A 13,714-nucleotide genomic window follows, 5' to 3' on the forward strand; every position below is an offset into this window, starting at 1 on the left:
CGGGTCCGCCCGCCGTCCCCTCACGCCGGGATGTCGCGTCCCGGCCAGCCGGCGTCCTCGGCGCGGAAGTTCCTGTCGGTGGGGCAGGGGCGGATCCACTGCGGTGGGTGCCGGGCGCGAGCCTGCAGCGAACACGCGTCGGCGGGCTCCTCCGCCGCGTCGGGCCCGGAGCCGCCGGGCTGCCCCTCGGCGGACGTCTCCGGGGAGCAGTCGGGTCTCCGCCCGGCCTCCGGTTCCCCGGAACCGGAGGCGGAGTCGGAACGGGAGTCAGAGCCGGCGCCCATGCCCTCGGCCCGGCCCGCGGAGGCCGGCAACCCCTCGGACGCCGACAACCCCTCGGACCCCGGCAGCCCTGCGGACGTACCGCCCAGCTCGGCGTCCGCCGCCACCAAGTGGTCCACCTCGCGCCCCGCCGCGACCTGCGCGGCGAAGACCTCCGCGCCGAGCAGATCCCGGGCCCGCGCCGACACCCGCCGCACATCGCCCTGCTCCGCCCGGGGCAGCGGCGCGCCGGAGCGCTCCCGGGTCGCCTCCGCGGTGCCGAGCAGCCGCGCCGCCCGGACCGCGTCGCCTTGCAGCGCGTGGGCGCCGGCGAGACCCTCCAGGGCGAGCGCCACCGCGCGCGGGTCCTCCGAGGCCACCGCGGCGACCAGTCCGTCGCGGTGCCGGGCCAGGCACTCCGCGGCGTCGTCGCGCAGCTCCGCGCAGAAGCCCAACTCGGCCCAGATCAGGGCGAGCGCGTTGTTGGCGCCCCGGCTGCGGTTCCAGGCCAGCCACGGCCGCAGATGGCGCTCCGCCACCTCCAGGTCGCCCCGCCGCCGCGCGCCGAGCGCGAGCCCCAGTTCGGCCATCTGCTCGGCGGGCCGGTTGCCCTGCTCCACCGCCAGCCGCATCGCCCGGCGGTGGAACTCGTCCGCCTCGTCGTAGCTCTCGGACAGCAGCGCGATCCGGCCCAGCCCGGACAGCTGGCGCGACACCTCTGGCCACAGCTCCAGCGACTCCGCCATCCGCAGCCCTTCCCGGTGCAGCTGTGTCGCCTGCCCGTACGCGGCGGTGATCTCGGCGTTTACGGCCAGCGCCTGCGCCGCCTTCAGCTCGCCCCAGGCGTCACCGAGCCGGGTGAACTGGGCGCGCGCCTCCAGTGCGTCGTCGTGCAGGCCGTTCAGATCCCCGCGGGTCATCGCCAGCGCGGCCCGGCTGCTCAGCGCCGCCGCCACGCCCCACTCGTCGCGCAGCGCCCGGAAGTCCGCCAGTGCCTCGTTGACCAGCTGCTCCGCGGCCGCCAGCGCACCCACGTCCCACAGCGCGTACCCGGTGAACCACTTGGCGCGGGCCAGCCCCACCGTGCGGACGCCCGGGGCGTCCTGGCCGGCCACCCGGCAGTGCTCCTCCAGCTTGACCTCGCCGAGCAGCAGCCGGATGCCCTGGCACCAGGCGGCGGCCTCGGCCACCGCCGGAGTGGCCGGCCGGTCCGGCCCGCCCTCCTCCGGGCCGGGCAGGACCGCCGCCAGCTCCAGGGCCGAGCACAGCGAGCGGTGCCCCTCGGTGAGTCGTCCCATCAGGATCCAGAACCAGGCCAGCGCGTTCACCAGCCGCAGGGTCGGCTCCGCCGACCGCGCCCCGCGCAGCTCCTGCAGGGTCCTGCGGACGTTGCCGGTCTCCGCAGACAGCCGCCGCAGCCAGCGGTGCTGCTCGGGTCCGCCCAGGTGCGGCCGGGCCTCCTCGGCCAGCCGGACATAGTGGTCGGCGTGCCGCCGGGCCACCTCGGCCGCCTCACCCGAATCCGTCAGCCGGGCCTGCGCGTACACCGCCACGGACTCCAGCAACTGGTAGCGGGCGCCGTGTGGGGCGTCGCTGCGGACCACGAGCGACCGGTCCACCAGCCGGGCCAGGATGTCGACTACCTCGTCGGCCGCCACTTCGCCCCCGGCGCACACCTGCTCCGCCGCGTCCAGCGCACACCCGTCGACATGCACCGACAGCCGCCGCAGCACGGTCTGCTCCTGCGGCGTGAGCAGGCTCCAGCTCCAGTCGATGGTCGCCTGCAGGGTCTGCTGGCGGTGCGGAGCGCCCCGGTAGCCGGACTTCAGCACCCGGAACCGGTCGTCGAGCCGCTCCAGCAACTGGTGGATGCCGAGCGCCCTGACCCGGGTGGCGGCTAACTCCAGCGCCAGCGGGGTGCCGTCCAGGCGACGGCAGAGGGCGGCGATCGCGGGGGCCGTCTCCGCGTCCACGACGAAGGTGGGGTCGGCGGAGCGCGCCCGCTCGACGAACAACCGTACGGCACTGGACTGCTCCAGCGCCTCCGGCTCGGTGGACTCGGGCAGTCGCAGCGGCGGTACGGGCCAGACCGTCTCGCCCTGCACCCGCAGCGGTTCCTGACTGGTAGTCAGCAGCTTGACGCCCGGCGCCCTTTCGAGGAGGCGGCCCACCAGCATGGCCACGTCGTCCACCATGTGCTCGCAGTTGTCCAGGACGAGCAGCATCCGGCGGGACGCCGCGAACTCCACCAGCCGCCGCTCCGACCGGCAGCCGTGGTCGATGTCCGCCTCCGGCACGGTGGTTCCTTCGGTGCTCTCCCGGATGTCGAGCGCTGCCAGCACGTGCTGGGACACGCAGGACAACCCCTCTGCGCCGTCGACGAACCGGAGACCGGCCAGTTCCACCAGCCAGACGCCGTCCGGGAATTCGCCGACCAGCCCGGCGGCGACCGCCACGGCCAGCCGGGTCTTGCCGACGCCGCCGGGCCCGGTGAACGTGACCAGCCGGTGCCGGGAGAGCAGCCGCCGGCTCTCGGCCACCGCGTCCTCCCGCCCCACCAGGTCGTCGGCGACATCGGGCAGATTGGTGCGGGCACGCATCGAGGGCGCGGCGTAGGGCTCGGGGAGCACCCCGTTAAGGGCGGGGTCCTGGCGCAGGATGGCCTGCTGGAGCGCCTCAAGGACTTGACCCGGCGTCAGCCCCAGTTCCTCCGCCAGGTGCCGGCGCAGATCGGTGTAGCTGTCCAGCGCCTCCGACGAGCGGCCGACGTGGTAGAGCGCGCGCATGTGCGCCATGCGCAGCCGCTCCCGCAGCGGATGGGCGGCGACCAGCGCGGTGAGTTCCCCCACGAGTAGACTGTGCTCGCCGCAGTCGAGCCGGGCCTCCATGTGCTCCTCGACCGCGGTCAGCCGCTCCTCCTCCAGCCCTGCGACGGCCGTCCGGACTAAGGGGCCGTCGGCGAAGTCGGCGAACGCCGGCCCCCGCCACAGCGCCAGCGCCTTCGCCAGGGCCGTCGCCCTGGCCCGCGGGTCCTCCAGCTTGCGGGAGTGGGCCACCAGGGTGCGGAACTCCCCCACGTCGACCGTGTCGGGCGTGGCCCGCAGCACGTAGCCGGGGGCCCGGTGCACGACCAGGTCGCGGGCCCCCTCCTCGGCGTCCTCCAGCACGCGGCGCAGTTGGGAGACCTTCGCCTGCAGCGAGGCGGTGGGATTGGCGGGGGGTGCACCCGCCCACAGCGCGTCGATCAGCCGGGCCGTGGGCACCACCCGGCCGTGATCTGCGATCAAACAGGCCAATAAAGCGCGGACCTTGACCTCCGGTACACGGACTGGCCTACCCGTCACCGTGCGTACTTCAAGTGGGCCCAACACCTCGAATCGCATGCCGTCACAGTAGCTCGCAGGTCAAAAGGGCAGTGACAATGTCAGCTATCTCACGCACGAAGAGCGGAGGCGACCGTCGAATACCAGCCACCCTCCGGTCGGTTGGCCGGGCGGTCGGAGGGAGAGCGGTGTTCACCGCCGGGTAATCCGAGGCCCATCATCTGCCCCGCGCGCACGGAGAGCCGGGCGTGATCGCGGCATGGGCGGAAGCGGGAGCGGCGCGGTTACCGTCGGGTGCGGTTGGCTGAATGTGACGTATCCAGGAATGTGTGATTTCGAGCGGTAAACACAACTTCCACCCACGTGTGTGACTAAGGGGGAATAAAGGTGAGCAGGCCCGCGCCCGTGGGCGCACTCGAGGACACCACGGCACTCATCGGCCGCGCTTTCGCGGTCGCACTGCACGAAGGCCTCTCGGCGGTCGCGCCCACGTGGGCGACCCGCGGGGCCGGCACCCGAGAACCCCGACCGGCACCACCCGAGCCCCACATCGTCCTGCTGCGCGTCCACCGCGAGGAGATCCTCGGCGACCTGGCCGGTGAACTCCCGACCGCGCTGGCGGCGACCGGCCACCCGGACGTGGACCGCGCCTGCCGCACCCTGCTCGACTGGGCCCTGACGCTGTTCCCGCAGCCCCAGCCGGCTCCGCCGGGCCTGAACCGCCCCGCGGGCGGGCCCGCTCTGCCGGCCTCCCGGATGCGGCTCACCGTCGCCACGCTCCTGCTGGAGTGCGCCGCCCGCCGCCTCCCCGACGTCCCGGCCCGCGCCCTCGCCCTCCAGTCCCTGGGCCGCGCGGCCCGCGGCGCCGGACCGGGGGCCGGTACCACCGGTCGGCCGGACGGCACGTGACGCAGCACGGACCGGCGGCGGGCGGTACGACCCCTCCCGCCGCCCGCTCAGGCCGGCAGCTCCACCTCCACCGGCGTCCCGCACCGTTGAGGACCAGCCGGTAGTGGGCGTACGCCCCGCACAGCGCGGTGAAGCAGGAAGCCCCCGGAACGGTCAGACGACCCAGGCCGGAATCCCTGGACCTCAGGCCAGGGAGCACGTCAACGGGAGTACTTGTGGAGCCTGATCCGCAAGTAATCCGGATCCCGGTCCGCACGCAGTCGGCCCACGGCCGGTCCGGCCGCGGGACCACCCGGCGACCGGCCGCACCGCGACCAAGCGGTAGGGCGCCCAGGCCGTCCGCCAAGAGCCGCAACCTCGCAACCCGTCGCGAGGTTGCGGCCCTTCGCCGTCACCGGGCCCACGTCCGCTGCCGGAGCTCGTCCGCCACCGGGACTCGCGCCGGGACGCCGGTCCGTGCCCGACCGTACGGACGCCCCTCGTCGTTCCTCCCGGAGCGGCGCCGCGCACGCTTCCCCGCCCGGCCCGGTGAGCCCGTCCCGGCGCACGGGGCTACACGAGATCCGGGCCCGGCCCGCCTGGGAGCCGGTCATCGCAACCCGGCCACCGCCTCGCGGCAGCAGTCGACGAAGTCCCGCACCACCTCGTTGCCGTCGTCCACGGGAGCCCACGCCACTCCGACCCGGCTGGGGCTGACACCGCTCACCGGCCGGTAGGCGACCCCCGGCCGGGCGTAGAAGCGGGCGGCGGACTCGGGCGCGAGCGCGACCCCGTAGCCGTTCGCGATCGCGCTGAGCCAGTCGTCCGGCTGGTCGGTGACGGCGCCGATACGGACCGGCCGGCCACCGCGCTCGTCCGCCGCCAGCCAGTAGTCCCGCCAGGGACCGGTCTCCGGCGGCGCCGCCACGAACGGCTCGTCCCACAGGTCGCGGAACGCCACCTCCGCACGCGCGGCCAGCGGATGGCCGGAGGGCAGGGCCACCCACCGGGGCTCCTCCAGCAACTCCGCCACGCGCAGCGCGTCCTGGCCGGGGAACGGCAGCCGCAGCAGGGCGGCGTCGACGTCCCCGTCGGCCAGCCCCGCGCTCGGGTTCGACCAGGCCGCCTGCCGCATCTCCACCCGCCAGCCCGGCCGGCGCCGGGCGAACTCCGCGATGATGGACGGTGTCGCCTCGTTGGCCGCACTGGCCAGGAAGCCGACCCTCAGTACCCGCTCCGAGCGGCTTGCCGCGCCCTTCGTCTCCCGCAGCGTCCGGTCCCAGTCCGCCAGCAGCGACGGGACCCGCCGCGCCAGGGCCCGGCCCGGTTCGGTAAGCGCCATACCGGCCCGGGAGCGCGCGAACAGCACCACGCCCAGCAGTGTCTCCAGCTGCCGGACCTGCCTGGTCAGGGCGGGCTGCGACACGAACAGCCGCTCCGCCGCGCGGGTCAGGCTCCCCTCCTCCGCCACGGCGACGAAGGAGCGCAGCAACCGGGTGTCGACATCCATGCCGTGAGGTTATGGAAACGGGCATTGGACGCCCCGCAGCGGGCTCGGCAGGCTGGACGTGTCGAACACGGGCCGCCCGGCACCTCGCACCACGGGTCGTCACCCGTGTACCCGTGCACCCGTCGCCTTCGCCGGATCGGGGCCGGTGCGCTCCTCACCGTCCACGGATCGCCGTTCCCCATGCACCCTTCGCCGTCCCCGGATCGCGCCGGTGCGTCCCGCGTCCCTGCCCGCCGAGCAGAATAGAGGCCCTCCAATGTTCACCGCCTACGCAGTCGTCACCGTCGTCACCATCGCGGCCAACGCCGTGGAGGCCGTCGCCAACTTCCTCCGGGCGCGGTTCGTGGTCGCCAACGCCGCCGCGGTCGGCGTTGCGCCGTCCTGGCTGCCCGCCCTCGGCGCGCTGAAGGGCGCCGCGGCCCTGGGGCTCCTGCTCGGTCTCCTCGGCTTCACCGCCATCGGCTTGGCCGCCGCCACCGGGCTGGTGCTCTTCTTCATCGGCGCCCTCGTGTTCCACGTCCGCGCCCGTGTCTTCCACAACCTCGCGGGACCGCTGCTCTTCCTGGCCCTGTCGGCCGCGGCGCTCGTGCTCGCGGCCGCGGTCCCGGCCGGCCACGGAGCCTGACAGCCGTCCCGCGGCCCCCGCACCCGCCGCCCCACGCGGAGCCTGCGCGTCGGCCGCCCCCATGCCGGGTCCCCCTGCCGGGTCCCCCTGCCGGGTCTCCACACCGGGTCCCCATGCCGGGTCCCCACTCCGGGCCTCACGCCCGCCGTCCCATGCCGGGCCCCCACACCCGCCGCCCCCACACCAGGTCAGCGTCCCGGCCCTTCCGCCCCACGCACGCACGCCAGGGCCGCGGCCCCGGAGGACCACGGCCCCGGACCCGGGGGCGGGCAGCGCTCAGGACAGCAACTCGACCTCCGCCAGCACGGGCTTCACCGCGCCCACAGCCGGGACCAGCCGGTACTCCCGGTAGGTGCCGGGCCGGGCGACCGTGAAGACCCGTGTCTGCCGGTCCCAGGCGAACGACTCACCGGACCGCCGGTCCAGGTCGGCCCACACCGTGCCGTCCCGGGAGCCCTGCAGCACCCAGCCCGCCGGAGCCGTGTCGCGCGCCGCGGAGGTGAGCGTGTACTGCACGGCCCGTGTGCCCTCCGCGACCGGCAGGTCCACGCCCGCCTCCAGCGCCGCCTGAGTACCGGAGGTGTCGTCGAAGAGCGCGCCCGTGCCGCTGATGGCGTCCCGGCGGGGCGAGGGCACCTTGTCGTCGCGGGTGATCGAGACGGGCGCGGCGTCCCCGCCGGTGCCCCAGCGCGACGGCTCCGGGCCCATGGCGAACTCCAGGGTGCCGCCCCGCGCCAGCAGCGCGTGCGGGAGCGCGGTGGAGTCCCAGCGCTCGCCGTTCACCTTCAGGCCCTGGACGTAGATGTTGCGGGCGCTGTTCCGGGGCGCCTTCACCACCAGTTCGCGGCCGTTCTCCAGGTGGACCGTGGCCTTCTCGAAGAGCGGGGAGCCGACCGCGTACTCCCCGCTGCCCATCACCAGCGGATAGAAGCCGAGCGCGGAGAACAGGAACCAGGCCGACTGCTCGCCGTTGTCCTCGTCGCCGTGGTAGCCCTGCCCGATCTCGCTGCCGGTGTAGAGGCGGGACAGCACCTCGCGCACCTTCTCCTGCGTCTTCCACGGCTGGGAGGCCGCGTTGTACATGTAGGCGACGTGGTGGGCGACCTGGTTGGAGTGCCCGTACATGCCCATCCGCACGTCGCGGGCCTCGGTCATCTCGTGGATGACGCTGCCGTACGAGCCGACGAACTCCGGTGAGGCCGTCTCCGGGGTCGCGAAGTAGGTGTCGAGCTTCCCGGCGAGCCCCGGCCGGCCGCCGTACAGGTTCGCCAGCCCGCGGCTGTCCTGCGGCGCGGTGAACGCGTAGCCCCAGCCGTTGGTCTCGGTGTAGTCGTAGCCCCAGACCCTCGGGTCGTAGGCGTCCGAGGGGACCCGCCAGCCGCCCTTCGCGTCGCGGCCCTGGAAGAATCCCGCCTTCCGGTCGAACAGCGTCACGTAGTTGCGGGCCCTGTTCAGGAAGTAGGCGGACTCCTCCCGGTAGCGCGCCTTCCCCGTCTTCGCGTGGAGGGCCGCCGCCATCCTCGACAGGCCGTAGTCGTTGAGGTGGCCCTCCAGCGACCAGGACAGGCCCTCGTGCGTCTCGGTGGAGGCGTAGCCGGTGAACGGCGAGGTCTCCATGCCCTTGCGGCCCACGCCCCGGTGCGGCGGGGCCACCGTCGCGTTCTTCAGCGCCGCCTCGTACGCCTCCTCCGCGTCGAAGCCTCGGACGCCCTTCACATACGCGTCGGCGAAGGCGACGTCGGAGGAGGTGCCGGTCATCAGGTCGGCGTAGCCGGGGGAGGACCAGCGGGAGATCCAGCCGCCGTCCCGGTACTGCTGGACGAACCCGTCGACCAGTTCGCCCGCCTTCTTCGGGGTGAGGAGGGAGTAGGCCGGCCAGGTCGTGCGGTAGGTGTCCCAGAAGCCGTTGTTCACGTACACCCGGCCGTCGACGATCTTCGCGCCGGTACGGGTCGGGGTGTCCGGGCCGGTCTGCGGCGAGAAGGGGCTGGCGTAGCGGTCCCTGCCGTCGACCTTCTCGAAGCCGGAGTTCGGGTAGAGGTACAGCCGGTAGAGCGAGGAGTACAGGGTCACCAGCTGGTCATGGGTGGCGCCCTCGACCTCCACCCGGCCGAGGAGCCTGTCCCAGGCGTGCTGCGCCCGGTCCTTGATCCGGCCGAAGGAGGCGGATGCCGGGATCTCCTGCGCGAGGTTCTTCCTGGCCTGGTCGACGCCGATCAGGGAGGTGGCGATGCGCAGCGTCACGGTGCGGTCCTCGCCCGCGTCGAACCGCAGGTGGCCCGTGACGCCCTGGGACGCGGAGGAGGTGACGGGCGCGTCGAAGACGCCGTACACGAACAGCCGGGTGGCGCCCGTGGACAGCCCGCTCTTGACGTCGGAGTAGCCGGTGAAGGAGCTGGTCGCCGGGTCGAGCGTCAGCCCGGCCTGCTCCGTGACGTTGTCGAAGACGACCGACGCGTCGTCGCCCGGATAGGTGAACCGCATCATCGCCGCGTGGTCCGTGGGGGTGATCTCCGCCTTCAGCCCGTTCTCGAACGTCACGCCGTAGTAGTGCGGGCGGGCGGTCTCCCTCTCGTGGCGGAAGGGCAGGGCGCGGGCGGCGCGGCCGGTGTCCGGGGTCCCCTCGGCGGCGGACGGCATCAGCTGGAAGGTCTGCCGGTCGCCCATCCACGGGCTCGGTTCATGGCTGGCGCTGAACGCCTGCACCGTGGGCAGGTTGTCGGCGTTGTTGCCGCGCGCGTACTCGTACAGCCAGCTCAGCGAGCCGGCGTTGGTCACCGGGGTCCAGAAGTTGAAGCCGTGCGGGACGGCCGTCGCCGGGAAGGTGTTGCCGCGCGAGAACGAGCCGCTGGAGTGGGTGCCGCGCACCGTCGACGCGTAGTCCGACAGGTGCGCGAGCCGCTTCCGGGGCGCCTTCGGGGCGATCCGGATGTCGTCGACCCACCCCTGGAACTTCGCCGGGCCCTTGGGGGCGTCGTACGCCACCAGGATCCGGTCCACGGTCTTCCCCGCGGCGACCGAGCCGATCCGGGACGCCACGTGGTTCCACTGGTTGACGTAGAGCCGCTTCGCGGCGCCCTGGCCCCGCGGCGTCAACGGCCCGCCGTGCGAATCCACCGCACGGAGGTCGCTCAGATAGGTGCCGTCGGTGAACGCGAGGTCGACCGCCACGTTGGTGGCCGGGTAGAGCGGATCGGTCTCGGGCATCGAGGGGAAGATCCGGTACGACAGCTCCGTGTCCCGACGCACGGCCGTGTCGACGTCGAAGACCTTGTTGTACGAGTACGCGCGGCCGTCCGGCTTGTGCGTGCCCGCGTACCGCAACGCGCGCTTGCCGGTGAAGCCCGCGTTGGCCTTCGCGGTGGGGGAGCCCGCCGGGCCGCGGTCGACATGGCTGCGCATGTCCTCCGGCACCGGGCTGCCGGTGTCGCCGTCGGAGAACTGCACGTCGGCCAGCTGGACGATGCCCGATGCCCCGTTGTTGCGGGTGATCTCCAGGCGGTAGTGCGCGTACGGCCCGGCCTTCGCCGCGTCGATGCCGTACATCCTCGTCTGGAAGCGCTTGTCGAACGTCTGGCCCTCGCGGGTGTCCAGGACCGTCCAGTCCTCGCCGTCCGCCGAGCCCTTGAGCGTCCAGTCCCTCGGGTCGCGTTCGGCGAAGTCGTTGGCCGAGGTCAGCGCGTAGGTGACGACCTTGACGGGGCCGTCCGTGCCGAACTCGACCCAGCCGGCCGGTTCGAAGGTGAGCCATTTGGTGGACGGCTGGAGGTCGACCAGGTTCTCCTTGGTCTCCCCGGCGGCGGCGTTCTCGCCGCTGGCGCGCAGCTCGACGACCTTGTCGGTGACATTGCCCGGGATGCCCGAGGTGAAGCCGCCGTCGACCCCGGCGGACCGCTTCGCCCCGTCCGGTCCGGTGTCCACGGTGTTGCGCCATTCGGGCTGGGTCTCGCCGGCCTCGAAGGAGCTGGAGAACTCCGGTGCGGGGGCCGCGGGCCGGGCGGGCAGGGCGACGGCCGCCGAGTGCGCCGTCACCACCAGCAGGGAAGCGGCCGCCACCAGGGCGGCCGAGCGGGCGTGGGGGTGCCTGGGGCTGGATCGTGGCCGCATGGGAAGCCGTTCCTCCCGCCGAGAGGGGTGGACAAGGGCGAGGACAGGGCGTGAACGCGAGGGGGGACAACGTTGTCAGGAGTGGTGCGCAGGCACCAGTAGGGAGGCAAGTGCCCCCTGGTGTCAAGGGTGTTGACGGCGTGCCGGGTCCGGATCCGGCCGCTTCCGCGCGACTCCCGCGAGGGCGTCCCAGCCGCCGCCGTACTGTGCCCGGGTGTTCCCCGCACACGTTCCCGCCGTGTCCGCGCCCGCGAGGTCTCAACTCGGGAAAGACTGCCGCGCAACCCTGCTTTCGATCTTGCTCCGGCCGAGGGGAGTGGACTATACCTGTCGGCGTCCGCCTCGCCGGAAGGCACGGCGAAGGGCCAGGGGAACGGGCAGGCGAAGTATCGTCTGCGGCCCGGGCGGCAGTCCGTTCCCACTGCCACGGAAACACCCCTGCACGACCAGCTCTACCAATCGACCGCGGTGGCGGGGCCCTTCATCCCAGGAAGGACGGGCGACCGGTTCACCGCCTGAGTCCTGGAGAAGGCGAGGACCTGGCATGGGATCCACCTCCGGCCACCCGAACGGCGGTCTCGGCCGCCGCGATCTGATCAAGCGGTCCGCGGCGCTCGGCCTGGTCACTCTTCCCGCGATGGGCTTCCTGTCCGCCTGCGCCAGCGGCGACGGCGGCGCAGGCGGCTCCAAGGTCGAGAAGGGCAAGGTCACCAAGGCCAACCCGCTCGGCGTCAACGAGACCGCGCCCCTCGAAGTCGTCATCTTCGACGGCGGCTTCGGCCAGCAGTACGCCATCGACGCGGAGAAGAAGTACAACGCGGCCTTCCCGAAGGCCCCCAAGGTCACGCACAAGGCCACCCAGAAGATCCAGTCCGAGCTCCAGCCCCGCTTCAACGGGGGCACCCCGCCGGACCTCATCGACAACTCCGGCGCCGAGCAGATGGACATGGGCGTCCTCGTCGGCAAGAAGCAGCTCGCCGACCTCACCCCGCTGCTGGACGCGCCCTCGATCGACGATCCGGCCAAGAAGGTCCGGGACACGCTGCGCCCCGGCATCGTCGAGATGGGCCAGTTCGACGGCGCACCGGTCTGGATCCTCTACTACGCCTACACGGTCTACGGCGTCTGGTACTCGCGGACCGCGCTCGACCGGCTCGACGCGCAGTACCCCGAGACCTGGGACGAGATGCTCGCCCTGTGCGAGAAGGCGAAGAAGCAGGGCATCGCGGGCTGGACGTACGCCGGAAAGCACCCCTACTACCTGCCGTTCTCGCTCTACCCGTTCATCGCCAAGATCGGCGGCCGGGAGGTCCTGGAGTCCATCGACAACCTGGAGCCGAACGCCTGGAAGCACCCGGCCGTCAAGGCCGCGTTCGAGGCGTACTACGAGCTCCAGCGGAAGGGCTACATCCTCAAGGGCACCCCCGGCCTGGACCACATCCAGTCCCAGACCGCCTGGACCAAGGGCAGGGCGCTGTTCATCCCCAACGGCTCCTGGGTGGAGAACGAGGCGGCGAGCACCATGCCGAAGGACTTCGACCTCGCCGTCTCCGCGCCCTCCGGACTCGACGCCTCGGACAAGATGCCCTTCGGCACCCTCTGGGCCTCCGGCGGCGAGCCCTTCATCGTCCCGGCGAAGGCGAAGAACGTCGAGGGCGGCATGGAGCAGCTTCGGATCATGCTCAGCGAGGAGTCCTCGAAGAACTTCACCCGGCAGGTGAAGTCGCTGACCGCGTTCGACGGCGGCACCGACGGCATCGAGCTGACGCCGGGTCTGAGGTCGGGCGTCGCCGCGCTGGAGAAGGCCGGCGAGAACGTCGTCAACCCGCGGCTCCAGGACTGGTACGTCAAACTCCAGAAGGAGCAGATCGGCGTCGCCGGTCTGGGCGAGATGATGGCCGGACGACTCACCCCGGCCGAGGCCATCAGCAGGATCCAGGGCTTCGCCGACCGGGCAGCCCAGGACTCGTCCGTCAAGAAGTACAAGCACCAGTGAGCGGCCCGTGCTCCCGGGGCACGCCCCCGGGAGCACGCAGCACGGGGCGGATCACTCCGGAGGATCGGGGTCGGTAACCATGCAGCACGGCAAGTACCGGTTCATCGTGGGGTTCCTGGCGGCCCCCCTGGCGCTGTACACGCTCTTCGTCGTCTGGCCGTTCGTCCAGTCCATCTACTACTCGTTCACGGACTGGACCGGTCTGAGCCCGGAATTCTCCATGGTCGGCCTCGACAACTACGCCAGGCTCATGGACGACGACGTCTTCTGGAAGTCGCTGCAGCACAGCCTGCTGTTCGCGCTGCTGCTGCCGGTGGTGACGATCGGCCTCGCCCTGTTCTTCGCCTTCATGATCAATGTGGGCGGGCGGCCCCGCAGGGGCGCCGCGGTCTCCGGGGTGCGCGGCTCGTCGTTCTACAAGGTCGCCTACTTCTTCCCGCAGGTGCTCTCGATCGCGATCGTCGCCCTGCTCTTCCAGTTCGCGTACAACCCGGAGAGCGGGGCGATCAACTCCGGGCTGCGGGCGATCGGACTCGGCGACGTCCAGCCGCTGTGGCTCGGTGACCCCGACCTCGCCCTGTGGTGTGTGATGGCGGTCCTCGTCTGGTCCACGGTCGGCTTCTTCGTCGTCCTGTTCTCCGCGGGCATGGCGTCCATCCCCCGGGACTTCTACGAGGCGGCGCTGCTGGACGGCGCGAGCCGGGTCACCACCTTCTTCCGGATCACCCTGCCGCTGCTGCGGGACACCATCCAGTCGGGCTGGGTCTACATGGGCATCCTCGCGCTCGGCGCCGAGTCCTTCGCGGTGGTGCAGATCATGACCACGGGGCCGGGCGGCCCCGACTACTCGACCACGGTGCTGGTGCTGTACGTCTACCAGTCGGCGTTCCGCGACGGCGCGGCGGCCTACGCGACGACGATCGGCGTCGCCCTGCTCATCGTCACGCTGGCCTTCGCGGCCGCCGTGATGAGGCTGGGCCGCCGCGAGCGCCTGGAGTACTGAC

General features: G+C 72.5%; 7 protein-coding genes. 4 read left to right on the plus strand and 3 right to left on the minus strand.

The window, feature by feature from the left end; all coding sequences use genetic code 11:
• Positions 1–20: 20 nt before the first annotated feature.
• Complete coding sequence (locus tag DDW44_RS24350; RefSeq protein WP_244224104.1) at positions 21–3,548, minus strand: BTAD domain-containing putative transcriptional regulator; 3,528 nt, start codon at positions 3,546–3,548, stop codon at positions 21–23.
• A gap of 423 nt (positions 3,549–3,971) precedes the next feature.
• Here DDW44_RS24350 and DDW44_RS24355 point away from each other — a divergent pair, with 423 nt between their 5' ends.
• Positions 3,972–4,493 (plus strand): hypothetical protein, encoded by a 522-nt coding sequence (locus DDW44_RS24355; RefSeq protein ID WP_134407599.1) that lies wholly within the window; start codon positions 3,972–3,974, stop codon positions 4,491–4,493.
• Between the two features lie 589 nt (positions 4,494–5,082).
• Here the strand turns inward: DDW44_RS24355 and DDW44_RS24360 are convergent.
• Positions 5,083–5,982: a LysR family transcriptional regulator gene (locus DDW44_RS24360; protein WP_017944781.1), complete on the minus strand. Its 900-nt coding sequence runs from the start codon at positions 5,980–5,982 to the stop codon at positions 5,083–5,085.
• Between the two features lie 256 nt (positions 5,983–6,238).
• Between DDW44_RS24360 and DDW44_RS24365 the strand changes: the two genes are divergently transcribed.
• Positions 6,239–6,607, plus strand: a complete 369-nt coding sequence (locus DDW44_RS24365; protein WP_108907744.1) for a DoxX family protein — start codon at positions 6,239–6,241, stop codon at positions 6,605–6,607.
• A gap of 276 nt (positions 6,608–6,883) precedes the next feature.
• On the opposite strand, the gene DDW44_RS24370 is transcribed toward DDW44_RS24365, so the two are convergent.
• The gene (locus tag DDW44_RS24370; protein WP_108907745.1) at positions 6,884–10,714 is read right to left on the minus strand and encodes a GH92 family glycosyl hydrolase; all 3,831 of its coding nucleotides are present in this window, start codon (positions 10,712–10,714) and stop codon (positions 6,884–6,886) included.
• A 544-nt stretch (positions 10,715–11,258) separates the two neighbouring features.
• On the opposite strand from DDW44_RS24370, the gene ngcE reads away from it, so the two are divergent.
• Together ngcE and DDW44_RS24380 are read left to right on the plus strand one after the other, a co-directional pair.
• Positions 11,259–12,710: an N-acetylglucosamine/diacetylchitobiose ABC transporter substrate-binding protein gene (gene ngcE / locus DDW44_RS24375; RefSeq protein WP_108907746.1), complete on the plus strand. Its 1,452-nt coding sequence runs from the start codon at positions 11,259–11,261 to the stop codon at positions 12,708–12,710.
• 79 nt (positions 12,711–12,789) lie between these two features.
• Positions 12,790–13,713 carry a carbohydrate ABC transporter permease gene (locus tag DDW44_RS24380; protein ID WP_108907747.1) on the plus strand — a complete coding sequence of 308 codons (924 nt, stop codon included), beginning with the start codon at positions 12,790–12,792 and terminating at the stop codon, positions 13,711–13,713.
• The last annotated feature ends 1 nt before the right edge of the window (position 13,714 follow it).

The sequence above is a fragment of the Streptomyces tirandamycinicus genome (assembly GCF_003097515.1).
GTDB classification, from domain to species: Bacteria; Actinomycetota; Actinomycetes; order Streptomycetales; family Streptomycetaceae; genus Streptomyces; species Streptomyces tirandamycinicus.

Coding starts and splice junctions, on each gene's coding strand:
- DDW44_RS24360 (WP_017944781.1), bottom strand. CDS start 5,982: ATGGATGTCGACACCCGGTTGCTGCGCTCCTTCGTCGCCGTGGCGGAG.
- DDW44_RS24380 (WP_108907747.1), top strand. CDS start 12,790: ATGCAGCACGGCAAGTACCGGTTCATCGTGGGGTTCCTGGCGGCCCCC.
- DDW44_RS24370 (WP_108907745.1), bottom strand. CDS start 10,714: ATGCGGCCACGATCCAGCCCCAGGCACCCCCACGCCCGCTCGGCCGCC.
- ngcE (WP_108907746.1), top strand. CDS start 11,259: ATGGGATCCACCTCCGGCCACCCGAACGGCGGTCTCGGCCGCCGCGAT.
- DDW44_RS24365 (WP_108907744.1), top strand. CDS start 6,239: ATGTTCACCGCCTACGCAGTCGTCACCGTCGTCACCATCGCGGCCAAC.